This window comes from Sphingobacterium sp. SG20118, from assembly GCF_044740685.1.
Taxonomy (GTDB): Bacteria; Bacteroidota; Bacteroidia; order Sphingobacteriales; family Sphingobacteriaceae; genus Sphingobacterium.
Genome location: NZ_CP172826.1, coordinates 1,141,172 through 1,167,269 on the forward strand (window position 1 = coordinate 1,141,172; position 26,098 = coordinate 1,167,269).

Genomic DNA, 26,098 nt, shown 5'->3' on the forward strand with positions numbered 1-26,098 from the left:
CATGCAAAAGTTAGTTCAAAATATCGTGACTTTTTCGTTGCGAAATACCACATTTATTCTATTTGCTACACTTGCATTATTGTTTGCTGGCGTTTATGCTTTAAAACATACTGCGATTGAAGCATTTCCAGATGTGACCAGTACCCGCGGCCGTATCATTACCCAGTGGCCGGGTAGAAGTGCTGAGGAAATGGAAAAACTGGTCACCTTACCTATTTCTAAGGTGATGAACAGTATACCTCATAAATCCAATATTCGTTCCATATCCTTATTTGGTCTTTCTGTAGTAACGGTCCAATTTGAAGATGGTGTAGATGATTTTTATGCACAACAATATGTATCCAATAAATTAAATGGAGTCAGTTTACCTGAAGGAGCAAATGCGGAGATTGAGCCACCATCAGGAGCTACAGGTGAGATCTTTCGATATGTAATCAAAAGCGATCTTCCTATAAAAGAAATTACCGCTATTCAGGATTGGGTGATCGAACGCGAACTGTTATCGGTACCTGGAGTTGCCGATGTGGTGAGTTTTGGCGGGGAAGAGAAAACTTATGAAATTAAGATTAATCCAACGGAATTAAAGAATTTTGACCTATCGCCTTTAGATGTCTATGAGGCTGTATCCAAATCAAACGTTAATGTGGGGGGAGATGTCATCGAACAGGGGAGTCAAGCCTATGTCGTCAGAGGAGTTGGTTTGTTAGATAAAATAGAGGATATTGGTAACATTACGATCAAGTTAAATGGCTCAACACCTATCTTGATTAAGAATGTCGCTGATGTCGTCGTATCGCATAAACCCCGTCTGGGACAAGTGGGCTATAATGAACATCATGATATGGTCGAAGGAATTGTCGTGATGTTGCGTGGAGAAAATCCGTCTGCAGTTATCGAGGGTCTAAGGGCCAAAATAACCGAACTTAACGAACGTACACTACCCGATAATGTCAAGATCGAAACGGTCATAGACCGTACCAAATTGGTTGATAATACGGTAAAAACGGTATCTAAAAACTTGATTGAAGGTATACTTTTGGTTTCACTTATTGTTTTTATTTTCCTTTATAATTGGAAATCCACTTTTATTGTTGCTTCGGTTATCCCCCTCGCTTTCCTCTTTGCCATTATCATGTTAAAGATACAGGGATTACCTGCTAATTTAATATCCATGGGATCCTTGGATTTCGGTTTATTATTGGAAGGAACACTCGTTATAGTCGAGACCGTATTTGTTGCCATGGCGACATTATCACATCAAGTAGGGGCCGAACGATTTGCCAAAATGAGTAAGTTGGGCGTGATTAAAAAAAGTGCTGGTAGTGTAGCTTCCTACATCTTCTTTGCATTGCTAATTTTGATCGTTGCGCTATTGCCTATCTTTTCTTTTCAAAAAGTAGAAGGTAAGATGTTTACTCCTTTGGCATTTACGTTGGGTTACGCTTTATTAGGATCCTTGATCTTAAGTTTGACCTACGTTCCAGCTATGTGTAAATTATTGTTTACAAAAAATATCGATGAGAAAGAAAATCTGATTACGCGATTTTTTCAAAAAACAATTTTCGGCATGTATGCGACAGCATTCCGTTACAAAAAAACAACCATTGGTCTATTTCTGGGGATTTTAGCTTTGTGTCTTTTCAAATTCATGCACTATGGCTCCGAATTTCTTCCAAAGCTCAATGAGGGAGCGATCTACATACGGGCAACTTTACCCAATAGTGTCAATTTAAAAGAGTCAACTCGATTGACGGAAGAGATGAAAGAATTGATGCAGAAAGATTGTGAGGAGATTGATTTTGTACTCACGCAGACAGGTAGACCAAATGATGGAAACTGATCCAACCGGATTTTTCAATATCGAATTCAATGTGCAGCTGAAAGATGCCAGTGAATGGAAAAGGAAAGTTTCTAAAGAAGATATTATCCAAGAGATGCGCACCAAATTGCATCATTATCCCGGTATAACCTTTGGATTCAGTCAGCCTATTCAAGATAATGTCGAAGAGTATGTTGCTGGGGTGAAGAGTTCTCTGGTTATCAAAATTTTTGGTGATGACCTTTACGATTTAGAAAAATATGCCAATAAAGTGGCAGAATCCATTTCAAAAGTTAAGGGCATCGCGGATATCAATGTGTATAAGAACATTGGATTGCCCGAATTGAAAATTCAATTGCACGACTCCAAGATGGCAAAATATGGTATTCAGACACGCGATGTACAAGCTGTTATCGAAATGACTATCGGTGGGCAGGCGGCGACAACCTTTTATGAGGGCGACAGGCAATTTGATGTCATTCTTCGTTTTCAAGAAGCATATCGCGATTCACCAACTAAAATTGGCAATATCTTGATACCCACAAGTAATGGACAGAATATTCCACTACAAGAAATAGCGAGTATCGCTTATCAAACGGGGCCAGCATTCATCTATCGTGAAGGCAATAGTCGCTACATAGGTGTTGGATTTAGTATCGAAGGTCGCGATTTGGGTAGTACTATCGTAGAAGCGAAGCAGGTTGTTGCTGCCGAAGTGAGTTTACCAAAGGAAAACCATATGGAGTGGGCCGGAGAGTTTGAAAGTAAAGAGCGTGCTGCAAAACAACTGGCTTTAGTAGTTCCTATTTCCTTGGTACTCATTTTATTATTGCTATATGCCAATTTTGGGAATGTAAAAGACACTGCAATAGCTTCATTGACTTTACCTTTTGCCTTTATTGGTGGGTTTATTTCACTTTGGGCGACCGGAACGATATTTGGAATATCAGCAGGTATTGGTTTTATCATATTATTTGGTGTTGCTACTATCGATGGAATTGTTTTGATAGGCGTCATTAGGGATAACCTGAAACATAAGATGAAGTTAAAAGATTCCATTATCCAGGGGGTTAGAAGCAGGATTCGACCTGTGGTGATGATTGCCTTAATGGGTTCCATGGGCTTGTTGCCAGCAGCTTTATCAACGGGTATGGGGTCTGAAATCCAGAAACCACTTGCCATTATGATTGTAGGTGGACTTTTGATTTGTTTGGTGTTATCATTCACCATTTTACCTGTCGTTTTCTACCTTGCTTATCGGAAAGAGAAAGCGTAAGCGCGCTTATCATTTCAAAATTAACAATATAAAATGTGATGAGCTTGCATAAAAACCAAGCTTATTGCATTTTATTCAGTACTCATATAGGGTGTTTTCACCCGTATGATAGGTGTTGAATGCCTAATGGATGGATTTACTATCCAGCATTTAAATCCTAGATAGGGAGTGCTTACTGGTGGTGATTACCCTTGAGTAGAGGCGCGATAGATTAATTCGGCGTCGAGCATAATCGTTCTATTGGGAGCAGCTTTATCCTTTATTTTTTCCAATACCAACTCAGCTGCCGCTTCGCCCATCTGAATCAAGGGTTGCTCCACACTGGTCAATTTTGGATGCACAATAGTCGCCAACTCTGTTCCTGAAAAACTAGCAACGGCCACCTGCATGGGTATTTTGATTCCCATTTCAAGAAGATAGTTCATGGCACCAATGGCTAAGGTATCTGTAAAAGCAAAGATACTATCAAATTCAATGTTCTTGCTCCATAGCTTTTGTGCAGCAGCTCTGCCATGTTCAAAACCAAGCCCTTCTGCTTTTATGATTAGGCCTGGGTCAAAAATACCATGCTTATTTAGTATTCGCTCATAGCCTGTAGCTCTTTCTTTGGCATTTCTAATCGTGGAAGGTCCCATGATATGTGCAATTCTTTTTTTTCCACTGCTGATCAGGTGTTCAACCATTAAAGCTGCTTTAATGTTATCATTGACCGTTACGCTCGAAGCATCAAAGGACTGGTCGGGCATTCTATCAAAAAATACCAGTGGAGTTCCTGAATCTAGGATCCGTTTATAAATATCGAGGTTCTCCGATTCGTGACAGGGATTGATGATGATGGCATCTACATTGAATTCTTCCAAGAGTTGGAGATTTTTTCTTTCTATTTCAGGGTTTTCGTCCGATTGCAAGATCATTACGCGATATCCAAGCGGATATAAAATATGCTGTATACCACGAAGCACCGTTGAAGAAAAAGGAGTCACCATCTCTGGAAACCAACAAGCCGATGTTCTTTGTACGTCCATATTTTAAATTTAATGCGGAAGGGTTGGGCTTATAACCTAATTTTTCTGCAGCATCCAAAACCTTTTTTTTGGTGTCCTCGTGTATATTTTTATCATTCAATAAAGCCCTTGATATCGTAGAGGTCGAGAGCAGTAAATATTTGGACAGGTCTTTGATGGTGATACGCTTCATTGGGCTTGCCGATTTGTTGTTGACAAAAGTAATCAAAAAAAATGGGCCTGGGAACGTGCCCAAACTTTGGTAACGTTCCCAAAGATGTTTTTCCATTGTACCATTGGTAGCTGACGGGCTATTTTTATAAGTTTGGGTAGATAAAGAGCTTTTATTATGATAATTAAAAAGTATAGTTATAACCGTAACATTATCCAAGCGGGTATTTTACATATAGGAGTGGGCAATTTTCATCGCGCACATCAAGCGTTTTATACAGATCAATTACTTCAGGATGACGATCAACAAGGATGGGGTATTTGTGGTGTGTGTTTGCTGCCTTCAGACGAGAAAATCGTTAAAAATCTAAGCGCACAAAACTTAGAATATTCTTTAACCATATGTGGTCGAGATGGTCAAGATGAAGTATACGAGATAGGTGCTTTACAAGAATTGCTTTGGGCAGTAGAAGACCCACAGGCCGTATTGGATAAGATTGCGGATTCCGCCATTAAAATCATTACACTCACCATTACAGAAGGCGGCTACAATTTAGATAAGACGACCAATTCCTTTATGTTGGATAATGAAAAAATTAAACATGACCTTGAAAATCCAAGTGCACCAAATACCGTTTTTGGTTTTATAGCCGAAGGACTTCGTCAACGCAGAGCAAAGGGGAACGGTCCGATTACGATCCTTTCTTGTGATAACCTGCAACATAATGGCCATACTTCTAAAAAATCTTTCATGACATTTATAGCTGCGCAAGATAAAGAACTCGCTGCATGGGTAATTGAAAATGTCACGTTTCCAAATAGTATGGTCGATCGTATTACGCCAAGTACCACAGCTGAAGATGTAGAAAGATTGAATACAAGAAGTGGATTACAGGATAAAGCACCTGTATATTGTGAAGATTTTGTTCAATGGGTTATTGAAGATAATTTTATTGCGGGCCGCCCAGCCTGGGAGCGCGTAGGGGTTACGTTTACAGATGATGTTTCCTCATTTGAAAACATGAAACTAAGTCTTCTGAATGCTTCTCATGTTTTATTATCATATCCTTCTTTTCTTGCTGGTTATCGCAAAGTTGACGACGCGATGCTCGATTCAGATATCGTGCAGTATATCCGAGACTTCATGGATATTGATATCACGCCTTATGTACCCGCTCCAGAAGGAGTAGATCTAGAAGAATACAAGAAAACTTTGATAGCACGTTTTTCGAATCATTCGGTCAGCGATCAAGTCAGTAGATTATGTTTTGATGGAATTTCCAAATTTCCGGTATATATCATGCCCAATTTGGCGAAAATGATTCACGATGGTGGAGACCTCACCCGTGTTGCTTTTCTGATCGCATCCTATAGACATTATTTAAAATATAAGTTGGATGATCAAGGGCAAGCTTTTGAGATTGCGGAGCCCTGGATGACATCAGAAGATGAAAAACAGATTGCCAGCTCGGATATCCTTGACTTCTTAGAGTTGTCTGTATTTAAGCGTATTGACTTAAAGTCGAATAGACAATTCGTTTCTTTATATCAGCAATATGTTGTTGAAATAAAAGAAGAAGGTACGAAGGCCGTGTTAAAAACGATTGTGGGATAAGGCTATTATTTTTAGAATATTAATATTTCATTTATGGATATGAAACATCGTAATAGCGTGATGCCATTTGCTATTGTGACGTTCATTTACTTTATTGTTGGTTTTTTGACAACAGTAAATGAACAGTTGCAGGCGCCTTTAAAATTTACGTTTCTGGCCGAAGCTGGAAATTTAAAAAATACGCTCACGACTTCAATCTCATTTTTTTTCTTTCTGGGCTATTTGGTTAATGGCTCATTGGCAAGTAAATGGGTGAATGCTGTTGGATATAAAAATACGATCGTGCGCGGTTTGATGTTCATGATAGCGGGACTTGTCCTGTATTTATGTTCTTCGTGGTTTGGTTATCGTTACCCGGATCAGGCCTTTCATTTTGAGCAAGCGACTATACCTTATGGCTTCCTTATTTTTGTAGTAGGTTCTTATTTAATGGGGACAGCCGCTGCCATTATACAAGTTGTAGTCAATCCCTATGTGGCATCTTATGAAACTGGGCAAGACACAACCTGTACAGCGCTTAAATATCACGACTGCTATTAATTCAATTGGTACAACGACGGCTCCATTTTTTGTCACTGTCGTCATGTTCAGTGGCATATCTATAGCCAATGTCGAGATCAAGCAATTGCTAATGCCATTTATGCTCTTGATCGTGTGTTTGGTATTGGTAACTTTTGTTACCCAACGAATTCATTTGCCCGATATCGCCCATACCAGAGCGGCGGTAGGTGAAAAATTAGAACGGAGTATATGGTCTTTTAGACATTTCGCTTTGGGCGTGGCGGCTATCTTTTTTTATGTAGGAACGGAAGTTGCTATTGGAGCAAATATCAATCTCCATGCATTCGAACTGGAAGACTCCGGTCATCCGGTGACCTTTTTTGGTCGGACAGATATTATTATTGGTGGGGTTGACTTAGGCATCCATGCGTTGTTGTCAACGCTATATTGGGGTGGTTTTTTGGTTGGACGATCTATATCCAGTTTCTTTGGCAATATATCGGCAAGAACACAATTAGTGACGACGACCATATTAGCGACTATATTGGCGGTTTTAGCGATGTTGACACAAAATCTATGGTTTTTGGTCGTCATCGGTCTTTTGCATTCCACGATGTGGAGCTGTATATTTTCACTCTCCATAAAAGGATTGAATAAGTATACTTCCAAGGCATCGGGATTGTTTATTTCGGCTGTATTTGGAGGTGCTGTATTTACCTTGGTACAAGGTGGATTGGCGGATGTTCTGGGATCGTGGAGATGGACATGGTGCCTTACGGTAGTTTGTGAACTCTTTATGTTAACTTATGCCTTATTTGGATCTCGAATAAGGGAAAAGGATAGGATAGATTAATTTCAACTGCGAGTACTCCGGTATCCTTATTAAACATAATTTCTTATTAAATTTGGATAGCCCATTAGGGAACAGCAGCAAGTATAGGGTGTTTCAACTATTTGATTATGAGTCTATACTCATGGGTCGTACTTGAAATTCTTTTTTAAGATAGAAGAATAGCATGAAAGATAAGAAAAATAACATTGCCTGTTTTGGCGAAGTATTATGGGATATATTCCCTGGAGGGCAAAGAAGAGCCGGTGGAGCACCTTTTAATGTTGCGTATCACCTTTCCAAAATGGGGGTAGAAGCCCATATGATCAGCAGTGTTGGTCAGGATGAGCTGGGCCGCGAGTTGTTGCAGCAGATTCAGGATTGGAACATCTCTACTGCGGGTATTCAGCTCAACGGTACCTATCCAACCAGTACAGTCATTGCAAGTATTGATGAGCATAACGATGCGCATTATGATATTGTTCAAAATGTTGCGTGGGATTATATTGAAGTGAATCCGGTCAATCAGGGAATGGTAGCTGCATCCGACGCTTTGGTATTTGGAACTTTGGCTATACGCAATGAAAAATCCAAGAATACCCTTTTTGAATTGCTAGATGCAAGTGCGTATAATGTTTTTGACATTAACCTCCGTCCGCCTCATTATGATGTTCATATCATTAAAGATCTATTGCACAAAACGCAGCTGGCAAAATTCAATAAAGCAGAATTACGCATGATGATTGATTTTATGGGTAAGGAATACCACACCGAAGAAGATAGCATACGTTATCTGCAAGATACCTTTGGGATGCAGGAGGTTATTGTATCCAAAGGGAGTAAGGGAGCACTTTATGCATATCAAGATGAGTTCTATTTAATGCCGACCATACCTGTTGCAGTAAAAGACACCGTAGGAAGTGGGGATTCATTCCTTGCTGGATTTTTATCAAAAAGATTTGACGGACAGTCATCGGCAAATGAAATGATGCATCAAGCGGTCTCTTTAGGTGCCTTTATCACGGCACGAGAAGGTGCCTGTCCGGAGTATACTTTAGCAGCATTCAGCTCCTTTCGAGATGGAGTGGAGGAGAAGAAAAATTCATGCTAAATAAGACTGAAAAAGTCGAAGACCCATATAAAAGGTCTTCGACTTTTTAGTCTTGTTGCAATTCGGATAAATTAATTTTCATTGTTATTATATTTTTCAGTAAATATTTTAAATGGTATCGCAAAGAGACAATTTATCTTGATCAGTTCTTCGAGACTGGTTTTTTCTACTGATGGATGTGCGTGAAATTTATCATAATAACAGAATTTATAGGGTATATTTTCGTATTCAAAGTTTAAATATGTAGTTTCTCCTGTATAAGGCTCATCTGTTACTGCTGTCTGGTATATGTTGAAGTTTTCTATTTTTTTTCTTTCAAAACACAGATGATCTTTGCAATCACCTTTCTTTGAATACTGTAAATAATGAAGATTATCATTCGTGAGTACTAAATAATAATGCGCGATGTTAAGCATCTTATTTATATGATCTTCTATTCTTTTTTTTACAGTTTCACCAACTTCAGTGCGATCTTCCTGTTCTTTGAAAACATATGCCCCTCGTTTTTCTTTACATGATATAATTGCAATTATATCATGTTCCTCAATTTGTAAAACTATGGGGTTGATATGTTCACTTTCCTGAATAAATTGTTTTTTTATCTCAATTTCTCTGCCTGCTATTTGTAAAGCAAAATTATCTGAAGTATAATTTATCTTTTCTTGGAGCTTTGCATCTATTTTAAATAGTATTCGGTAGCTATATAAGCAGAAAAGTATAACAATTAATAGGGCTATAGCTACCATCCACATGATTTTTTATTGTTAAAGTCTAACTACTTTTAAAGTAACGTTCATTCGTTCATGTATTTCGGGCACTTTGTTTAACACAGACTTGTGTTAAACCAGTGATTAATACTAAGAATATATTTTAATTCTAGATTCTAATAATCGATCTAAATATAAAATACATCATTGGGTCATCATTAAACTCATTTTAGTCTTATTTCCTGCGCAAAGGAAATATATATATTGTGTTTATACAAGTTTTTGTGGATATTCATGAAATTGTTTATAAGTTTATATCTGGAAAGCATACCGGAATCAATAAAATAACTATAATGGCTACATCAAAAAAAGAAACCTCACCAATGAATGAAACATCGCCAAAGAAAGCACGTAAAGTGAATTCTGGCCCTATTCGGGAAAAGGGAAGGACAATGGACAAAATGGTAGCCGCTGTTGGTCAAGTATTGCAAAAGGAGGGATATTATGGGCTCAATATTGCAAGTATCACAAAAGCTGCAGGTGTGGATAGACGTTTGGTTTCGCTTTATTTTGGCAATGTTGATAATTTGATTGCAATATACCTGAAGAAAAATGATTACTGGGAAAATGCCGGTAAGGATGACATAACTGCCATGTTGGAACAAGATAATGATGTAGGACAGGCTGCTATTACTAAGCTTCTACAAGGTCAATTTGATACCGTAAATAATAGTGAAATACTTCAAAAATTGATTCACTGGGAGCTGGGTGAAAATAATAAAACGCTTCGCGAAACTAGCGGACAGTAGGGAAGAAAGTGGCCAACTTATTTTAGATCGCGTTGAAGCCAATTTTCCTAAAAATGGTATCGATTTAAAAGCTGTTCTAGCTTTACAAATTGGAGGATTATACTATCTATCCTTGCACGCTAATATCAATGGTAGTACTTTTTGTGGAATCGATACCAGTAAGCCTGAGGGGAAAGAACGGATAAGTAAAGCTATGGAATCTTTAATCGCGATGTTATATGAGAAAAAGAAATAGCGCAAAGAATAAACTAAGGTATTTTTATATATTTCGGTTTTTTCAAAATATCCCATAGTTCTTCTTCCGAGTATCGTTTACCTCCTCCATGTACCAGCTTAAGGTTGCATACTAGGCAGAGGTCATTCATGGGATGGTATCTTCTTTCATATACTTCCCTAGTATATCCTGTCAAATCCTTCAGTTTATCGCGCGTTATACCATTTTTATATCCATGCTCTAAGCTTTTGGATTTGTCACGTTCGCAAAATTCCATTAAGGTGCATCTATAGCGCAATTTGGATAGGTGATGAATGCTATTTTATCACAGCTCTTTACGATAAGTTTGTGGTGGAAATTTGAATTTCGCCTTGAATATTCTTGAAAAATAATGAGGAGAATCAAAACCTGTATGGTAGCTTACTTCCTTGACAGATAAGTTGGTGTTCTTAAGCAATTCACTAGCCTTATTCAGACGCAAGTTAAGATGATATTGACTAGGGGAAGTACCTGTATGTTTTTTAAAAGCCTTTCGAAACTTAGAATAACTGTAAGGGAAATGCTTAGCTAGCTCTTCAATATTTACAGGGTCACTTAATTGATGCTGCAGATGAAAGATAACTTTTGAAATCCAGACTGCTTCTGAATTGTTATCGATAGCCTGCTTGTCTTTTATAACATTGAGTAATCCCAAAATCTGAAGGTTGATACCAATAATTTGTTGAGGGTAGCCAATCTGCGCTTGAGATACCACACCCAATAAGTGGGAAAATAAGGATAATAAATCTTTATTGAGCCCAGTCTTAATTACTGGTTTTTCGGGATCAAAAAATTTACTCATAATCTGTGCGGGATAACTTCCATTGAATCCTACCCAATACTCTTCCCAGCCAATATTGTCATTGGGCTTATAACGATGCCACATCCCTGGGGATAAGATAAAACAGGTACCCGCTTCAATAGCTTGATTAGGAGTTTCGGCCGAGTCGAATATACCGCTTCCACTAGTAATGAATACAATGTAGTATGCGTTAAGAATTCGGCCCTTGTTCCAAGAAAAACCATGATCATCGGGATGTTGTTGCAAATCCGGATAGTGCATGTTTTTTGGTGTTCTACTATATCCTACTGTTGTAATGTAAAAGCCCCAATCTTTTTCTTGGTCACTTAAGTTCAAGTACTTGTGGTAGTTGTCTAGCATGGATGTCTATATTTTGGCTATTTCAAAACTATATAAAAAATGTCAGAAAGTGCAAGGATAATGTCAATTCCTTTATTTCTTTCCTTACCTGTAAGGCATACCTTAGTTATTAATTATTAAACTGAATTTAAACCTTTATGAACACAACCTTAAGCAAAAGCCAGTTGGACTTTTATGATGTTAATGGGTATCTTATTATTGAGGATTTTTTGAATAGCGAAGAGCTTGAGGTATGGAGAAATGCAGTAACTCGAGCAATAGCGGATAGAAAAGGACTGAAAATACCTGGAAAGAATATTTGCATTGGAGATGATGATGGTATCAATGAAGATGCGACCTATTTTAACAACGTATTTGATCAATTGCTTAACCTTTGGCAGACGAGCGAGCGGGTCAAGCGAATTATGTTAGATGAGCGAATAGGTAAAATGGCTGCCGAGCTGGCACAGGTAGATGGCATTCGCATATGGCATGATCAGGCATTGATTAAAAAACCATGGGCCAACCCAACTTCTTGGCATTTGGATACTCCTTTTTGGTCATTCTCTGACCGACGTGCACTCTCTATCTGGGTAGCATTAGATGATGCGACACTAGAAAATGGCTGTTTATTTTTCATTCCCGGATCGCATAAACAAACAACATTCAAAAATACGGGAATTGGCAAAAATATGGCCGGAATATTTGAAGACTACCCGCAATTTAAATTAAGTCCAGCTGTACCAGCAATGATGAAAGCTGGCTCTTGCTCCTTTCATAATGGATTGACGATACATGGTGCTCATGCGAATATGACACCCGGATTTAGGAGAGCAATGACCTGTGCTTATATGCCGGATGGCAATACCTATAATGGAATACCGAATATATTGCCAGAAGAATATGAAAAGACATTGAAGATAGGAGATTTGTTGGATAACAATAATCAAAACCCACTGATTTATAAATTCTGATGCGATGGAGATTGACTTTTTTTGTCCTCGTTGGGGATCGGAATCCGTAGGTTGGGGCAAATTTGCCTCTCGGATTAAAAGAGACGGATTTGCAGGAGTAGAGGTATTCCCTTTGGATAATGCTCTAAAAAATAAGGATATGTTGGCTGTATTGAATGATAATAGGCTTTCATACATACTGCTCCACACTGAACTAAACGAAGGACCAAAGTTTGATCGTTATCTTGACGCATTGGAGCGCAACCTATACGCGCTACTAACTTATCAAGATACAACTTCGTCACCTGAATTTATAGTTTCACAAACAGGCAGAGAATATTATACAAGGAGTCAGATGGAAACTTGTTTTGTATTGTGCGACCGTATTATGAAGGAGTCGGGTATCAAGATTATCCATGAAACGCATCGAAATAAATGGTCGTATGCGGCCCATGTAGTCAACGAGTACTTAAAGAATTTCCCTAGCTTGGAGTTGGCGCTAGATATTTCACATTGGGTATGTGTGTCAGAAAGCTTTCTCGAAGATCAAGAAGATGCCGTTGAAAGAGCGATACAGCATACAAGGCACATACATGCTCGCGTGGGGTTTCCACAGGGGCCACAGGTCACAGATCCGAGAACAAGGGAAAACCAAGTTGCGTTACAGCATCATCTAGCTTGGTGGGATCGTTGGATAAAATACCTAAAAGAAGAAGGGGCACAAAGAGCAACAATCACACCCGAATTTGGTCCCAGTCCATATATGTTCTGTTTTCCAAATACATCGAAACCGGTTGCAGATCAATATCAAATAAATTGTTGGATGAGAGAACTCCTTTATAATCGATATTCAATTGCAGACTTGATACCCTAATTGTATGATGAAATTTTCAATACATTTTTTCGATAAAGCCAAGCTACGTAATTTCTAATATGGTCATGTCACCAACATAAGTGAAAAATTAGAATTGTGAAAAGTTCGAGATTCATTGAAGAAGTTTAGCGTCACCCTTTATGCGCGCGGTAATCCGAAAATGATCTTTTTCAAGTTGCATTAACATGATTATTGTCCTAAAAATTGATCTCGCATAAGGTTAAGATCTTGTGTTGCTTTCTTATTAAGTGTTTCGCTTATGCTACATAGAGATAAAACCAAATAGACACTAAAAACAAACCATTATTTAACTAATTACCCACCTAAATTAACAGCAAGTTATGAAAAAAAGAAATCGATTGCTCTTTCTAGCAATTAAGTATTACAGGAAAATAAACGTGCAAAAAGTCACAGCGCTAGGGGCTGTACTGTTTTTGTATCCAGACATTGTGCTCACTGCAAAAGGGGATGCTTTTGGTCAGGAGAAAATAAATGAAATCTCCTATCAGGCTGAGCATAGCGTAACAGGGGTCGTTTATGATGAAGATGGGAAAGCAATTATGGGGGCTAGTATAATCGACCTTGGTACAGGAAACAGTATCAGTACTGACGAAGATGGAAAGTTTTCCTTGAAAGTAAAACAGAAAACCATCTTAAAGATTTCCTTCACTGGATTTATCTCACAAGAGATTGAGGTTGAAAAGCAAAAAGAATTCACAATCACACTTCTTAGAGATTTACAAACATTAGATGAAGTTGTCGTAGTAGGATATGGTACTCAAAAGAAAGCAACTTTAACAGGCGCTGTGGTAACGGTTAAAGGTACTGACCTCGTTAAAAGTCCCGCTGCAAACGTTACCCAGTCACTTGCAGGGAGGTTACCTGGGGTAGTCATTAATAGCCGTAGTGGGGAACCAGGGAGAGACGATCCCTCGATTATGATTAGAGGACGAGGCACTACAGGAGCAACAAATCCCTTGGTTATAATTGACGGTGTCGAACGGGGAGGCTTAGGACAAATAAACCCGAATGATATCGAAACGATATCCGTATTGAAAGATGCTTCGGCAGCCATCTATGGTTCCAGAGCAGCAAATGGGGTTATCTTAGTGACGACTAAACGTGGGGTGAACGGTAAGCCGTCTATTAATCTTTCTTTTAATCAGGGTTTTAGTCAACCGACCAGAAATCCGAAAATGGCCGATTCATACACCTTTGCTAAGATATCAAACAACATTGAAAGAGATGAAGGCAGGGAACCCATTTATTCGGACCTTGAACTTCAAAAGTACAAAGACGGCAGTGATCCCAATTACCCGAGTACAGACTGGTATTCGTCGCTTGTGCGCACAGCTGCGCCACAACATCGAGGCAATATATCGGTAGCTGGTGGGAGTGATCGGTCAAAGTACTATTTCTCTTTGGGAGAACTCTCTCAGTCAGGTCAGTATAAGGAAGGTTCAACTAAATTTGGGTCGTATAATTTACGGTCCAATGTAGATGTCGAAGTCACCAACAATCTGACCGTGGGTTTAAATATGTCTGGACGTGTTGACAATCGGCATTACCCATTCAGAAGTAACAATGAGCTCAATAGTCATATTTACCTTTATCAACCGAATTGGCAGGCTTACTGGCCAGGAACGGATTATATGCAACCTTTAAGAGGAAGTGAGAATGCCCATAATTGGGTTACAGATAATGCAGGATTTCATCAGGAAGATACAAGAACTGCTCAAAGTACTCTGTCATTTAAATGGGACGTTCCTTGGGTTAATGGTTTATCTGTCGATGGAAGTGGTAGTTATGATTTTGGAGGTGTTTATACCAAAAGATTTGAGACTCCAAGTTATGTTTATCAAATTGATGGTAAGACAGGAGAATATTCCAAACAGTTGTCGGGGATGAGTCCCTCACTGGCCAGATTAAATCAAACTAACTATGCCGTTACCCAGAGTTATTTCACTTCGAAAATTAATTATGCTAAACAATTTAACTTGCATCATGTGGGAATAATGGTTGGCTATGAACAGACCCAAATTAAGAACTCGACCCTAGAAGCGGGTAGGAGTGATTTCTTGTCCATCAGTTTACCAGAAATAAATATGGGAAGTAGCGATAAGACTAAACAATCCAATGGAGGTTTTTCTGGTCAGGACGCAAGACAAAATGTGTTTTCGAGGGTAAATTACAATTATGCAGAGAAATATCTGGCGGAGATAACGTTAAGAGCCGATGGTTCATCCAAATTTCCGAAAGAAAAGAGATACGGTTTTTTCCCTGGGGTTTCATTAGGATGGAGAATCTCTGAAGAGTCTTTTATGACCGACCTCGATTTTATCGATAACTTGAAAATAAGAGGATCATACGGTAAAATGGGTAACGATGCTATTGCAGCATTTCAGTATATGATGACTTATGGCTTTAATAACAATTATGTCATTGGTAATAATGATGTTTCTGGGTTGGTACAAACTAATGTGCCCAATCCTTTTATTACTTGGGAAACTGCGCGAACATGGAATATTGGTTTTGATGCCGGTTTTTGGAATGGTTTATTGGATATCGAATTCGATTATTTCAAATCTAGGCGGTCTGATATTCTGACCAAACGTAATGCGACGGTACCTGATTATACCGGGTTAAAATTACCTGATGAAAACATTGGAATTGTGGATAATAAGGGTTTTGAGCTTGTGTTATCACATCGGAATATGGTAAATGCCTTAACTTACAGATTATCGGGTAATGTATCCTTTGCTCGTAATAAAGTTGTATTTGCGGATGAGCAACCTGCAGCAGAGCCCTATCAATATGCCACGGGTAGGCCATATGGAGCTGCATTGTTATATAAATCAATTGGTGTATTTAGAGACCAAGCGCAAGTTGATGCTACTCCGAATCTACCAGGTACAAAACCTGGAGACCTCATTTATGAAGATGTCAATAACGATGGTACTATTAATTCGTTAGATCGAATTAGGGTTGATCAAACGAATATCCCTGAGGTAACCTTTGGATTCAATGCAAGTGTCGCATATAAAGGACTTGAACTTTCTGTGCTTTTTCAAGGGCAAGAAAACGTAAAACAATATTTTGGCGGTTGGTTCCCTGTCATGAGTCATACCTTCGGTAACTTTCTCGATTGGCGCGCAAATGATAGTTGGTCACCGGATCATGTAGATGCTACTATGCCTCGGGGTAGTACAGCGTTATGGACAACTAGTACCAATAGCTCATATGCGTCTACTCACTGGTTGAAAGATGCCGGTTTTCTTCGCTTAAAAAATATCGAACTAGGGTATAATCTCCCGTTGAATATCTGCAAATCGTTGGGCTTAAAAGCACTCCGTGTAAATGTCAGCGGAAGCAATCTATTTATGATTTACGATAATATGAAAAAAATGGGATTCGATCCAGAGACTCAAGATTTCTGGTACTATCCACAGCAACGTGTGTTAAATTTTGGAATGAATTTAACGTTTTAATTTTATGTTTAATCCTATAGAAATGAAAAAAATTATCTATATCTTATTAATTGTTTTTACAGTGAGCTCTTGCGATGTGCTGGAGTTGAAGCCATTGGATAAACTGTCTGAAGGAGATACATGGTCAGACGCGGCATTAGTTCAATTGTATGTGAATGCAAATTATAACGCTATTTTACACGGGTATGAAGATGATGTCTTTGCTGCTGCAAGTGATGAATCCTATGATTTACATAATCACGGCAATATGTTCGTTTTACAAAAAGGTGAGGTGACCTCTGATAATATTTCGATGCTCTCTGGTAGGGTTAATTATTGGCAGCTCGGTTTCAGTCAAATTCGCAATATGAATGTGTTTTTCTCAAAAATACAGGCTGCGCCTATTGATGAGGCTGTTAAGAATATCATGATCGGAGAAATGAAGTTTCTTAGGGCATTTGTTTATGCCAATTTAATTTGGAGGTACGGAGGAGTGCCCATTATTACGAAGGTATATGAATTGAATGAGGACTATTCTTTGTCCCGCGATTCGTATGAGAACGGTGTAGACTTTATCGTTAAAGAATTGGATGAAGCGATTCAGTTACTACCATCAAAGCAAAGTGCTAGTCAGCTTGGTAGAGCGTCGGGTGATGCGAGTAAAGCACTCAAATCCCGTGTTCTATTGTATGCGGCAAGTAAGTTAAACAATGCTTCAAATGATAAGTCCAAATGGCAGGCAGCCTCTGACGCTGCTCGGGAATTATTGGGGGCCTATGTACTTTATCCAGATTATCAAAATCTGTTTCTGAAAGATAATGATGAAATCATATGGGCACGTTATTTTACTCAGGCCAACAGTACGGATTATAATTGGAAAAATGGACGTAATGGAGATGAGGGCGGAAACTTTCAAGGACCGACACAAAATTTGGTCAATGCTTACGAAATGAAAGGTACCGGACTACTTCCATATCATATTCAAGTGGATGGAACACGAATCGTTAATCAGCTATCGGGCTATGATCCTATGAAACCATATGAAGGTCGTGATCCACGATTTTACGCAACCATACTTTATGACGGGTCGATGTGGATGGGACGTGAAACGGAGACATTTAAAGGCGGGTTAGATTCCCCAGAAAGTACTGTTCAACCTTGGAATGCCTCGTTGACGGGGTATGCTTTAAAGAAATTTATGAATGAAGACATACCACCCACCGGTAATACAGAGAAGCCAACAAATCCATGGATCTATTTCAGATATGCCGAGATTTTGCTAAATTATGCCGAAGCAGAATTTGAATTAGGAAATGAGGGGGTAGCAAGAGAATACCTTAATAAAGTTAGAGACCGATTAAGCGTTAAGATGCCACCGGTAACGGATGCTGGAGAAAAGCTGAGGGAAAGAATCCACAACGAACGTTTGGTAGAGTTAGCGTTCGAAGAGCATCGTTTTTACGATGTTAGACGGTGGATGATTGCAGAAAAAACCGAAAATTTGGATCTGTTAAAAATGACGATATTAAAGCAAGCAGAGAATAAGAAAAACTATACGATAAGTGTTTTGTCGGGGGAACGTGATTTTAAAAAACAGCATTATCGACTTCCTATACCACGTGCTGAGATTGACAAAAGCTTAAATAAATTGGCACAAAACGAAGGTTATTAAGCATCTACTTATATAAGCAGGAGCAGAATTTCTAAAGGTCTGTTCTTGAAAAATCATCCATGTTCTATTAGATGTTGCATAAATTGATTATAAAAAAAGTTTAAATAATAAAAAATGGAATATTTAAAACGACCCATAATACTTTGTATCGGAATCCTTATTTCCTTTGTCAATCCTTTGTTCGCTCAAGTTTTGAAAGCGCCTTTTATTCCGTCATACGAGGATATTAACAAACCTTTTGGGCAGCATGATGAGGGTTCGTTTCTGAAGCCATCAAAAGTGAATCGTCCTGAAACTTGGTTTCATTATATCGGCGGAAATGTATCGAAGGCAGGGATTACGAAAGATCTGGAGGCCATAGCAACTTCTGGGTTTTCAGGAATCCATCTTTTTCATGGCCAGTTCGGAGGCCCTTGGCCAGGTGTAGAAACCTCAGATAACAAGCCTTAGTCCAAAATGGGATGATGCAGTACGTCATACCGCCAAGGAATGTGAACGCCTAGGGTTGCGCTTTACAATGAATAATACACCAGGATGGGCAACTGCTGGTGGCCCGTGGATTGAACCCTCTAACGCGATGCGGAACCTGACAGTAAGCCGTACGGATGTAACTGGCGGTAATGCCATTAATCAGCTTCTGTCGCTTCCAGCATTCACTAAAGAGTCTTGGCGCGATTACAAGGAAGTAGCCGTGCTTGCTTTTCCAACACCACTTGACGATACCGGTCTGCCGCTTGTACCCCAATCCATAAAAAGTAATATTGCTACTGAATGGGAATCTTATTTGGCGGGGGATGCCAAGGAATCGATGCAGTTGTTACCAACCTCTGCTGATAAACCCCATTGGGTTGAAGTTACTTTTACCGACCCTGTAATGCTTAGGTCAGTAGAGATGCCCAGTATCAATAGCTTCAATCATGGACAATGTTATGAACCAGGGGTTACTGTTTCAATACAGGCAGTGTTGCCAAATGGGCAATTAAAGGACATCCTACGGGCTGATATGCCTCAATCAAATTGGCAAGACGATAAACCGATTACGTTAGCTTGTTCTGAAGTCGCTGGAGTGAATAAATACCGGATCTCCATTGTCAATAAATACAATATGGCGCTTTCTTCGCTCCGTCTTTTCTCTGCCGCCCGGAAAAATAGTTGGGAGTCGGAGGCGGGTTGGACTTTACGGAGCATTCAGCGTTCTGGTCAATCACCCGCTCAATCTTCAAAAGCATTCATTGCACCTAGGCACATACTGGATATTTCCGATAAGATGGATGAAAATGGAAATCTAAATTGGGTTGCTCCTAGTGGGAATTGGACCATACTTAGAATGGGGCATGTGAATACTGGAGCACGGAATGGTCCAGCTCCTGCTGAAGGTACGGGATGGGAGGCTAATAAGTTCTCTAAATCTGGTCCTGACGCACACTTTGCAGGGTATATAGGGCGACTTGTAGATCAAAAAGGACCGCTTGCAGGTGGATTATTGGATGGGATGCTGCTGGATAGCTGGGAGTGCCATACGCAAACTTGGACGGCCAGTATGGAAGATGAATTTAGTCGCGTTGCAAACTATGAACTTCGTAAGTGGCTTCCAGCAATGTTTGGATATGTCATCGGAGACCACGAAACTACAGCAAGATTTTTGTACGATTGGCGAAGGACTGTGAATGATCTTGTTACTCATAATTTTTATGGTCGTATGACCGATTTAGCACATGAAAAGGGGCTATATGTTACTTATGAAACAGCCGCTGGAGATGTTTTTCCAGCGGATATCCTAGAGTATTTTAAGTTTGCAGACGTACCGATGGCCGAATTCTGGTTGCCGATGTCTGATGGATTTGTTGGCTCATTAAATTTCAAACCAATTAAGCCCACAGCATCTGCCGCAAGGATGTATGGGAAACCTCGCGTGGCCGCAGAATCGTTTACAGATATGAGTTTGACATGGGATGAACACTTGGAAGACCTAAAAGAAGCGGCCAACATCAATAGCATAGAAGGTGTTTCGCATTTTGTATTCCATACGTATACACACAATCCCCAAACTCCTTTTTTAGCGCCAGGATCATCTTTTGGTGCAGGGATCGGTACTCCTTTCGTACGGGGGCAGACATGGTGGAATTATGTTCCAGATTTTCAAGATTATTTAGCGCGATGTAGCTTCATGCTTGAACGCGGAAAACCGGTGTCCGATGTATTATGGTATCTCGGAGATGAAATAAACCATAAGCCTGATCAACATGCACCATTTCCAGCAGGATTTAAATACGATTACTGCAACCCCGATGTGCTGCTGAATCGGCTAAAAGTAGAAAATGGGCTTTTGGTTACACCAGAAGGAATTAGTTATCGTGTATTATGGCTACCGGATGTTCCGTATATGTTACCTGAAACATTAGAGAAAATACAGACATTGGTACGCGATGGCGCTACAGTTGTCGGCAACCCTCCTAGAGGGCTAGCGACACTTAGAGGTGGCGATGCTGCCAAGCGACGTTTTAATGACGTTGTGAAAGGTCTATGGGGAAAAGGGAGCAGTAAAGAGCAGAAGATTGGAAAGGGCTATGTTCTTTCTGGTATGTCGCTCGAGGAAGCATTTTCGGTATTGAAAATAGCTCCTGATGTGATTGGGGGAGATGCATTATGGTCCCATAGGCAGATTGAAGGAGCTGATTGGTACTTTATAAGTGCACCCAAGGGGCGTGGTTTTAAGGGCACACTTGATTTTCGCAGCAGTGGAGATGTGCAACTTTGGGATCCTATGACAGGTCGTTCAATGCCGGTTGAGAGCAACAAGAACGGAGATCGTACAACGGTTAAGATTGATTTAGCTCGTGCCGGTTCGTGTTTCATCGTATTTAGAAAAAAAGATCAAGATCATGTGTCTCCTGAGTTTAAGCAGAAAATGACGGTTGAAACTTTGCCAATTGAAGGGCGATGGATGCTTGCTTTCCCTACGGGATGGGGAGCTCCCGCAGCATTACCATTGACAGACTTAAAACCTTGGAAAGACCTTGATATCGCTCCTGAAGGAAAAGCATTTTCGGGTACAGCGACTTATACGACAACTTTCGATATCAAGAAAATCGATCTTGAAGAGCATTATATTCTTGACCTTGGCAATGTAGATATGGCTGCGGCTGTATCGGTCAATGGCGAAAAACCATACAAATTATGGGCAACTCCTTATTGTATTGATATTACAGATTGGATTAAAGAAGGTGTAAATACACTTTCTATTGAAGTAACCAGTACGTGGTTCAATCGTCTAGTTTATGATGCTGGACAAGCTGAAGATAAGCGAAAAACATGGACGGTAGCAGGACCGGACAAAAATTCACCACTACGGAAGTCTGGATTGTTGGGACCTGTAGTCTTGCAGATTCAAAAGAGGGAATGATGTGCCTTATAATCAGGTAATTGAAAGATTTGAGCAGGAGGCAATTTGCCGCGGATTAAAATCTTATTTATCGACTAAGATTTTAATGAGAGAATGAATGGTAGCTGTAGACTAATTTAATCCTTTCAAAAGGATTAAATTAGTCTACTTCTCCTAAATGAGAAGCATCGCCTTTAATTTCAAATTGACAATATCTTTTTGTGTATATAAATTAGAGCATGGAAAATAAAATGAATGCTAAGTTGAAATTAAACTAAGGTATTTTCATATACTTCGGTTTTTTCAAGATATCCCATAGTTCCTCTTCCGAGTATCGTTTACTTCCTCGGTGTACAAACTTTAGGTTACAGGCTAATCGGAGACCATTCATGGAAAAATATCTTCTTTCATATACTTCTCTTGGATATCCTGTCAACTCCTTCAGTTTATCGCGAGGTATACCATTTTCATATCCATGTTCAAGGCTTTTGGCTTTATAATGTTCGGCAAGTTGTTTTTTTGTGAGTTTACATCTATTTGGCGTTTTGTGTATTGGTTCATGACCGATGGATGTAATAAAATCGTTCAGATTTTGGTCCAGTTTCCAAATTATGGCACCAGGTGTTGTTTTCATTTTTGCGGCTAACTCTTTTACAGTTGGCTTACCGGATTCTTTTATGAGGCCCATATAATGGTCCTTTACGCTAACCTTCGTTAAGGGAACCTTTGTACCGGCCAAGTAGCATAATTTGTTCCACCCAAATTTTTCTTTTAGGTACCATAATGAAGGATAATTTTCCGGTTTTAGTCTTAAATAATCTTTACCATATAGGATCTTGTGTTTTCTGATGAGCTTTATAACCGCTTCTTTGGCCTCAGGTTCACTCATTGTCGTCATTCTAAAATAGGGACGCAAACCGACATATTCCAATACATCTGGCCATGAATTAACACCAAAATGGGTAAAGTAAGATCTGAAATTATACAATCCATTCTTGGAAATGCAATCGGAGACAGCGGGAATTTTTTGATTTTTGATTCGATATTGTATCAAAGAGTTTTTTAATTTAATTTTAGAAGGTATTCTTCTCGAATTAGGTTCAAAACCACTTTCAGCAATAAATTTATTCCATGACCCAAAGTATTTGGTAATGGTACTCGATTTATTGGAAAATTCTCTCCGCATAGGAATGCGTTTGTGTGTTTTGTAAAATTCATGAACCAGGTTAAACAACTCCTCCGTAATCTCTGATTTTGATTTCGTTACATTAGGTTTGAAGCCAGCTGCGGTTATGAAATTGTTCCATGTTCCAAAATATTTGCGTGCAATAGTATTGACCTGCTCAAACTCGCGTCTAATGGGGGTACGCCCGTGGAGATCATAAAACGCTCTTACCTTAGAAAATGCATTGGCAATAATTTTTTCTTGTGTTTCTTTCAAAACGTTTATTTTTTTGCGTTATTAGAATAGCGTTTATAATTTTTCTTTAAATTAATAAATTATGCGCAATTTACCAATATATTAAGAAAATATGTGTTTCTCTTATATCATTACTGATTTAGAATTAAGTGAGAACTTGTCACCAGCGAGGTCGAAGTATTTTACATGTTCGTTCGCTCTTAAACTTAACCAAACGACTATAGTAGGTGAGTATGGCGGTGAAGTGTTTTTTCAGCTATTTGCTATTGATTTAACTTTACATGTTTTACGAACTGCATCACAGGTACCTTCAAAGGATGAATTGTCCATTATGAATAGGTTTGCCTCTCAGTTAGGGCTTTTCTTAGAAACGACCGAAGATATTGGTCAGGTTTGTTATGCATATCATAATAGTGAGTTAAGAGATGAGTTTAAGCAGGTTTTTTGCCGAGTAGATATTTTAGATTATTGTTATGCGTTTTTGTACATTACGGATAATGCTATCAGTGTTAACGAATCGATGTCATCAAAAGTAATCGAAATTCCCTATCCAACGGATGCGGATGTTTTTTGGAAATTGGTCCATATTGGAAAGGTATTTAGAAACTTAACTGCGATTGATCAATCATATTCAGCTAACATTTCAACAAGCTTCCCCATTGTAGGTGATAATCAGGTGAACTCTTACCTATTTCGAGAAGGAAGTGTGTATATCAATGATGAACAATATTTCGGAAACATTCCTGAGCGCGCCTGGAACTTCAAGTGCTTCAATTATTTTCCAGCTCAGGAATGGTTGAAAAGATACCTAGGTTCGAATTTAGAAGAATTGGATATCGTGCAATATCAAATTTTAATTGACGCACTAAGCAATACAGTTCGCCTTAGGAACGAGATAGACCTAAGCTATTAGGTTGCAATTCTTTTATAAATGTTTTTAAAAAAGGTAGTTCTTCCAACTCTTTTTCATCAATGATGATTTCATTGAAACAAACGATATCTAGATCAATAGTACGTGGTGCATTCTTATTATCTGTTCGGACTCTCCCCATCAGAGCTTCAATTTCTTTGAGTTTCCATTTTAACTGTAACATAGACATATTACTGTGTAATAAGACAGCTCCGTTTGTAAAGTCATCTTGATCTTTGAATTTCAGAGGCTTCGTTTTGATAAAATCCGTTCGTTTTGTTACTGTCCCCAGTTTGCACAGTTTTTCTAATGCTTTTTGCATATTGATTTCGGAATCAATGTTTGATCCCATAGCAATTAATGCCAAATTAAATCGGTCTTTACTGGAGACCTTTACCATTACATTATCGGCAAAACGTAGTGCATGCGGTTTTTCAACTGTTATATTAATTTCTTCTATCCGAGGGTCAAACTCAGCAATAACGGTATATACTTGTTCTGCTAAGGTTTCGATCAAGTTGAAAGATTGATTATCAATAATCTTAATTATTGTTTTGTTCACATCTTTATAATTTATTGCATAGTGAACATCATCTTGCAGCGTTGCTATAGCAGCGTTATACTTGAAGGAGAATGATATAACTACATCCTGTAATTTTCTTTTTTCCCAATCTAGATAGCCGATGTAAGCCCGTAAGCGTAAATTGTCAACCTGTATAGTCAGTAACTTTGTTATAGATGATGTGTTTGGCATTTTATTTTTAATTATAGATTTATGATGATAAATGTTCGCCGCCATCTATGAAGAGTAGTTGTCCGGTGATAAAGGACATCTCGACCAGAAAGCGAACCGCTCTTTGAATATCTTCCAGACTTCCAATCTGTTTGAGTGGAATATGTTCCGCGAGCTCTTTTAAATATTGTTCTCCCTTACCCTTGGGAGGAAGAATTAAACCCGGGCAGATCCCATTGACGCGTATATGTGGAGCGAGTTCCAAGGCTGATATTTTCGTAAATTCGGCCAATAACTTTTTTGCCAGGATATAATCCAGATGCATCGTATGGTTTTTATTGATTTTGGTATCCAAAAGATTGATAACGATTCCCTTGCCATATATTTGATAAAAAGCTTTAGTAAGGGAATAAGCACCTTCAAAATTGATCTTCATTTGGCGACCAAGCATCAGACTTCCTTTATTTGTATAATTGGAAGGTGAAAAATCTGAGGCACTATTGATCATTACTTCGATCATGATATTTTTCGACTTTAGGTCATCGAAGACCTTATTAAAGTCATTATCTGCTAAAAAATCGAATTGTACGAGAAACTGCCTTTCGTCCTATACCTTCAATCTGCTGTTTTACCTGTTCAATTTTTGCTAGCGAACTTCGATAATGCAATACCAGATGATACCCCATTTCTGCCAATTCCAAAGCTATTGCTTTTCCAATTCTATCAGAAGCGCCTGTCACCAGTGCATAGCGGTCTGTTTTTACACGTTGTTCAGAAACTTTCATGTACTATATATTTTTCGTTCACACCCAAAGTTTCTAAACTCTTCTGTATAGCATCCATCATGTTTGGGGGGCCACATAAATAATAATATTTCAGGTCTGCAGCTTGCAGTTTTCTGATAATGTCTGTTGTGATATAGCCACTTTCATATCCTTTTAGTTGTTCTTTCGAGAGTACATTAATAAAATTATCTTTTAATAAGGTATGAAAATATGTGTTTTGGATTATATCTGCACTTGTCTTATTCGCAAATAGAAGTTTGTTATTTCCTATTGATCCTTCTTTCTCTAAATGACGAAATAGGGCAATAAAAGGTGTAATACCTGCTCCACCCGCAATAAATATTCCTTCTCCTTTGTAAGTTATGGAGCCAAATACACTGTGTACGATGAGTTCATCGCCTGCTACCAAAGTAAGGAGTTTCTCAGTTACAGCATGATGGGAGGGATATGTTTTTATGGTAAACTCCAAAAAATCATCTTCTGGCAATGAGGTGAAAGTGAAAGGTCGAAGTTGATCGGACCAATCGGGCAGATTGATGGCGATATCTGCAGCCTGTCCTGGCTGAAAGGTAATCGAATCTGGTCTATCTGTTTGAATCAGCAGTACATCATGGGTAAGGTGCTTGATTTCTCTAATCTTGAGTATACTTTTCATGTCCGGTATGA

General features: G+C 38.9%; 24 protein-coding genes and 1 pseudogene. 15 read left to right on the forward strand and 10 right to left on the reverse strand.

Going from position 1 to position 26,098, the window contains the following annotated elements:
- Position 1: 1 nt before the first annotated feature.
- Positions 2 to 1,840, forward strand: coding sequence for an efflux RND transporter permease subunit (locus ACFX5U_RS05300; protein ID WP_400262698.1), 1,839 nt, complete (start codon positions 2 to 4; stop codon positions 1,838 to 1,840).
- Positions 1,827 to 3,095, forward strand: coding sequence for an efflux RND transporter permease subunit (locus tag ACFX5U_RS05305; RefSeq protein WP_400262699.1), 1,269 nt, complete (start codon positions 1,827 to 1,829; stop codon positions 3,093 to 3,095). The genes ACFX5U_RS05300 and ACFX5U_RS05305 overlap by 14 nt, the downstream gene beginning before the upstream one ends.
- 185 nt (positions 3,096 to 3,280) lie before the next feature.
- Here the strand turns inward: ACFX5U_RS05305 and ACFX5U_RS05310 are convergent, their stop codons facing one another.
- Positions 3,281 to 4,081, reverse strand: a complete 801-nt coding sequence (locus ACFX5U_RS05310; RefSeq protein ID WP_400263567.1) for a substrate-binding domain-containing protein — start codon at positions 4,079 to 4,081, stop codon at positions 3,281 to 3,283.
- A complete protein-coding gene (locus ACFX5U_RS05315; protein WP_400262700.1) occupies positions 3,981 to 4,388 on the reverse strand; it encodes a LacI family DNA-binding transcriptional regulator in 408 nt (135 codons plus the stop codon). The genes ACFX5U_RS05310 and ACFX5U_RS05315 overlap by 101 nt, the downstream gene beginning before the upstream one ends.
- 60 nt (positions 4,389 to 4,448) lie before the next feature.
- Between ACFX5U_RS05315 and ACFX5U_RS05320 the strand changes: the two genes are divergently transcribed.
- The 4 genes from ACFX5U_RS05320 to ACFX5U_RS05335 all read left to right on the forward strand — a co-directional run bounded on the left by ACFX5U_RS05320 (position 4,449) and on the right by ACFX5U_RS05335 (position 8,326).
- Entirely contained in the window at positions 4,449 to 5,885 is a 1,437-nt protein-coding gene (locus ACFX5U_RS05320; protein WP_400262701.1) for a mannitol dehydrogenase family protein, read from the forward strand.
- 33 nt (positions 5,886 to 5,918) lie between these two features.
- Positions 5,919 to 6,425, forward strand: a complete 507-nt coding sequence (locus ACFX5U_RS05325; RefSeq protein ID WP_400262702.1) for an MFS transporter — start codon at positions 5,919 to 5,921, stop codon at positions 6,423 to 6,425.
- Positions 6,370 to 7,239: a hypothetical protein gene (locus ACFX5U_RS05330; RefSeq protein WP_400262703.1), complete on the forward strand. Its 870-nt coding sequence runs from the start codon at positions 6,370 to 6,372 to the stop codon at positions 7,237 to 7,239. The genes ACFX5U_RS05325 and ACFX5U_RS05330 overlap by 56 nt, the downstream gene beginning before the upstream one ends.
- 163 nt (positions 7,240 to 7,402) lie before the next feature.
- On the forward strand, positions 7,403 to 8,326 hold the full coding sequence (locus tag ACFX5U_RS05335; protein WP_038696849.1) for a carbohydrate kinase: 924 nt from the start codon (positions 7,403 to 7,405) through the stop codon (positions 8,324 to 8,326).
- Positions 8,327 to 8,397: 71 nt separating this feature from the next.
- On the opposite strand, the gene ACFX5U_RS05340 is transcribed toward ACFX5U_RS05335, so the two are convergent.
- The gene (locus tag ACFX5U_RS05340) at positions 8,398 to 9,072 is read right to left on the reverse strand and encodes a hypothetical protein (RefSeq protein WP_280569619.1); all 675 of its coding nucleotides are present in this window, start codon (positions 9,070 to 9,072) and stop codon (positions 8,398 to 8,400) included.
- A gap of 314 nt (positions 9,073 to 9,386) precedes the next feature.
- On the opposite strand from ACFX5U_RS05340, the gene ACFX5U_RS05345 reads away from it, so the two are divergent.
- Together ACFX5U_RS05345 and ACFX5U_RS05350 are read left to right on the forward strand one after the other, a co-directional pair.
- The gene (locus ACFX5U_RS05345; protein WP_400262704.1) at positions 9,387 to 9,842 is read left to right on the forward strand and encodes a TetR/AcrR family transcriptional regulator; all 456 of its coding nucleotides are present in this window, start codon (positions 9,387 to 9,389) and stop codon (positions 9,840 to 9,842) included.
- Positions 9,802 to 10,077 carry a hypothetical protein gene (locus tag ACFX5U_RS05350; protein ID WP_400262705.1) on the forward strand — a complete coding sequence of 92 codons (276 nt, stop codon included), beginning with the start codon at positions 9,802 to 9,804 and terminating at the stop codon, positions 10,075 to 10,077. Before ACFX5U_RS05345 ends, ACFX5U_RS05350 begins: the two co-directional genes overlap by 41 nt.
- A gap of 13 nt (positions 10,078 to 10,090) precedes the next feature.
- Here ACFX5U_RS05350 and ACFX5U_RS05355 read toward each other — a convergent pair whose 3' ends face one another.
- Positions 10,091 to 10,333 carry a hypothetical protein gene (locus tag ACFX5U_RS05355; RefSeq protein ID WP_280569615.1) on the reverse strand — a complete coding sequence of 81 codons (243 nt, stop codon included), beginning with the start codon at positions 10,331 to 10,333 and terminating at the stop codon, positions 10,091 to 10,093.
- Between the two features lie 48 nt (positions 10,334 to 10,381).
- A complete protein-coding gene (locus tag ACFX5U_RS05360; protein WP_038696852.1) occupies positions 10,382 to 11,257 on the reverse strand; it encodes an AraC family transcriptional regulator in 876 nt (291 codons plus the stop codon).
- Positions 11,258 to 11,394: 137 nt separating this feature from the next.
- Between ACFX5U_RS05360 and ACFX5U_RS05365 the strand changes: the two genes are divergently transcribed.
- From ACFX5U_RS05365 to ACFX5U_RS05390, 6 genes are all read left to right on the forward strand, one after another.
- Positions 11,395 to 12,210: a phytanoyl-CoA dioxygenase family protein gene (locus ACFX5U_RS05365; RefSeq protein ID WP_400262706.1), complete on the forward strand. Its 816-nt coding sequence runs from the start codon at positions 11,395 to 11,397 to the stop codon at positions 12,208 to 12,210.
- A 4-nt stretch (positions 12,211 to 12,214) separates the two neighbouring features.
- Complete coding sequence (locus ACFX5U_RS05370; protein ID WP_038696856.1) at positions 12,215 to 13,063, forward strand: hypothetical protein; 849 nt, start codon at positions 12,215 to 12,217, stop codon at positions 13,061 to 13,063.
- Between the two features lie 341 nt (positions 13,064 to 13,404).
- Positions 13,405 to 16,551: a SusC/RagA family TonB-linked outer membrane protein gene (locus tag ACFX5U_RS05375; protein WP_400262707.1), complete on the forward strand. Its 3,147-nt coding sequence runs from the start codon at positions 13,405 to 13,407 to the stop codon at positions 16,549 to 16,551.
- A 22-nt stretch (positions 16,552 to 16,573) separates the two neighbouring features.
- Positions 16,574 to 18,202 (forward strand): RagB/SusD family nutrient uptake outer membrane protein, encoded by a 1,629-nt coding sequence (locus ACFX5U_RS05380; protein WP_400262708.1) that lies wholly within the window; start codon positions 16,574 to 16,576, stop codon positions 18,200 to 18,202.
- Positions 18,203 to 18,316: 114 nt separating this feature from the next.
- Positions 18,317 to 18,652 carry a glycosyl hydrolase gene (locus tag ACFX5U_RS05385; RefSeq protein ID WP_400262709.1) on the forward strand — a complete coding sequence of 112 codons (336 nt, stop codon included), beginning with the start codon at positions 18,317 to 18,319 and terminating at the stop codon, positions 18,650 to 18,652.
- Positions 18,639 to 21,605, forward strand: coding sequence for a glycosyl hydrolase (locus tag ACFX5U_RS05390; RefSeq protein ID WP_400263568.1), 2,967 nt, complete (start codon positions 18,639 to 18,641; stop codon positions 21,603 to 21,605). Before ACFX5U_RS05385 ends, ACFX5U_RS05390 begins: the two co-directional genes overlap by 14 nt.
- Positions 21,606 to 21,858: 253 nt before the next feature.
- Here ACFX5U_RS05390 and ACFX5U_RS05395 read toward each other — a convergent pair whose 3' ends face one another.
- Positions 21,859 to 23,025, reverse strand: coding sequence for a homing endonuclease associated repeat-containing protein (locus tag ACFX5U_RS05395; protein WP_400262710.1), 1,167 nt, complete (start codon positions 23,023 to 23,025; stop codon positions 21,859 to 21,861).
- Between the two features lie 91 nt (positions 23,026 to 23,116).
- Here ACFX5U_RS05395 and ACFX5U_RS05400 point away from each other — a divergent pair, with 91 nt between their 5' ends.
- The gene (locus tag ACFX5U_RS05400) at positions 23,117 to 23,917 is read left to right on the forward strand and encodes a type ISP restriction/modification enzyme (RefSeq protein ID WP_400262711.1); all 801 of its coding nucleotides are present in this window, start codon (positions 23,117 to 23,119) and stop codon (positions 23,915 to 23,917) included.
- On the opposite strand, the gene folK is transcribed toward ACFX5U_RS05400, so the two are convergent.
- From folK to ACFX5U_RS05420, 4 genes and pseudogenes are all read right to left on the reverse strand, one after another.
- Positions 23,889 to 24,668 carry a 2-amino-4-hydroxy-6-hydroxymethyldihydropteridine diphosphokinase gene (gene folK, locus ACFX5U_RS05405; RefSeq protein WP_158500269.1) on the reverse strand — a complete coding sequence of 260 codons (780 nt, stop codon included), beginning with the start codon at positions 24,666 to 24,668 and terminating at the stop codon, positions 23,889 to 23,891. The two genes, ACFX5U_RS05400 and folK, sit on opposite strands and share 29 nt — an antisense overlap.
- A 19-nt stretch (positions 24,669 to 24,687) precedes the next feature.
- Positions 24,688 to 25,182, reverse strand: a pseudogene (locus ACFX5U_RS05410) (SDR family oxidoreductase); the annotation flags it as partial.
- 28 nt (positions 25,183 to 25,210) lie between these two features.
- The gene (locus ACFX5U_RS05415) at positions 25,211 to 25,432 is read right to left on the reverse strand and encodes an SDR family NAD(P)-dependent oxidoreductase (protein WP_400262712.1); all 222 of its coding nucleotides are present in this window, start codon (positions 25,430 to 25,432) and stop codon (positions 25,211 to 25,213) included.
- Entirely contained in the window at positions 25,419 to 26,087 is a 669-nt protein-coding gene (locus tag ACFX5U_RS05420) for a flavodoxin reductase (protein ID WP_400262713.1), read from the reverse strand. Before ACFX5U_RS05420 ends, ACFX5U_RS05415 begins: the two co-directional genes overlap by 14 nt.
- Between the last annotated feature and the right edge of the window lie 11 nt (positions 26,088 to 26,098).

Coding starts and splice junctions, on each gene's coding strand:
- ACFX5U_RS05300 (WP_400262698.1), top strand. CDS start 2: ATGCAAAAGTTAGTTCAAAATATCGTGACTTTTTCGTTGCGAAATACC.
- ACFX5U_RS05305 (WP_400262699.1), top strand. CDS start 1,827: ATGATGGAAACTGATCCAACCGGATTTTTCAATATCGAATTCAATGTG.
- ACFX5U_RS05310 (WP_400263567.1), bottom strand. CDS start 4,081: ATGGTGACTCCTTTTTCTTCAACGGTGCTTCGTGGTATACAGCATATT.
- ACFX5U_RS05315 (WP_400262700.1), bottom strand. CDS start 4,388: ATGGAAAAACATCTTTGGGAACGTTACCAAAGTTTGGGCACGTTCCCA.
- ACFX5U_RS05320 (WP_400262701.1), top strand. CDS start 4,449: ATGATAATTAAAAAGTATAGTTATAACCGTAACATTATCCAAGCGGGT.
- ACFX5U_RS05325 (WP_400262702.1), top strand. CDS start 5,919: ATGGATATGAAACATCGTAATAGCGTGATGCCATTTGCTATTGTGACG.
- ACFX5U_RS05330 (WP_400262703.1), top strand. CDS start 6,370: ATGAAACTGGGCAAGACACAACCTGTACAGCGCTTAAATATCACGACT.
- ACFX5U_RS05335 (WP_038696849.1), top strand. CDS start 7,403: ATGAAAGATAAGAAAAATAACATTGCCTGTTTTGGCGAAGTATTATGG.
- ACFX5U_RS05340 (WP_280569619.1), bottom strand. CDS start 9,072: ATGGTAGCTATAGCCCTATTAATTGTTATACTTTTCTGCTTATATAGC.
- ACFX5U_RS05345 (WP_400262704.1), top strand. CDS start 9,387: ATGGCTACATCAAAAAAAGAAACCTCACCAATGAATGAAACATCGCCA.
- ACFX5U_RS05355 (WP_280569615.1), bottom strand. CDS start 10,333: ATGGAATTTTGCGAACGTGACAAATCCAAAAGCTTAGAGCATGGATAT.
- ACFX5U_RS05360 (WP_038696852.1), bottom strand. CDS start 11,257: ATGCTAGACAACTACCACAAGTACTTGAACTTAAGTGACCAAGAAAAA.
- ACFX5U_RS05365 (WP_400262706.1), top strand. CDS start 11,395: ATGAACACAACCTTAAGCAAAAGCCAGTTGGACTTTTATGATGTTAAT.
- ACFX5U_RS05370 (WP_038696856.1), top strand. CDS start 12,215: ATGGAGATTGACTTTTTTTGTCCTCGTTGGGGATCGGAATCCGTAGGT.
- ACFX5U_RS05375 (WP_400262707.1), top strand. CDS start 13,405: ATGAAAAAAAGAAATCGATTGCTCTTTCTAGCAATTAAGTATTACAGG.
- ACFX5U_RS05380 (WP_400262708.1), top strand. CDS start 16,574: ATGAAAAAAATTATCTATATCTTATTAATTGTTTTTACAGTGAGCTCT.
- ACFX5U_RS05385 (WP_400262709.1), top strand. CDS start 18,317: ATGGAATATTTAAAACGACCCATAATACTTTGTATCGGAATCCTTATT.
- ACFX5U_RS05400 (WP_400262711.1), top strand. CDS start 23,117: ATGTGTTTCTCTTATATCATTACTGATTTAGAATTAAGTGAGAACTTG.
- folK (WP_158500269.1), bottom strand. CDS start 24,668: ATGCCAAACACATCATCTATAACAAAGTTACTGACTATACAGGTTGAC.
- ACFX5U_RS05415 (WP_400262712.1), bottom strand. CDS start 25,432: ATGAAAGTTTCTGAACAACGTGTAAAAACAGACCGCTATGCACTGGTG.
- ACFX5U_RS05420 (WP_400262713.1), bottom strand. CDS start 26,087: ATGAAAAGTATACTCAAGATTAGAGAAATCAAGCACCTTACCCATGAT.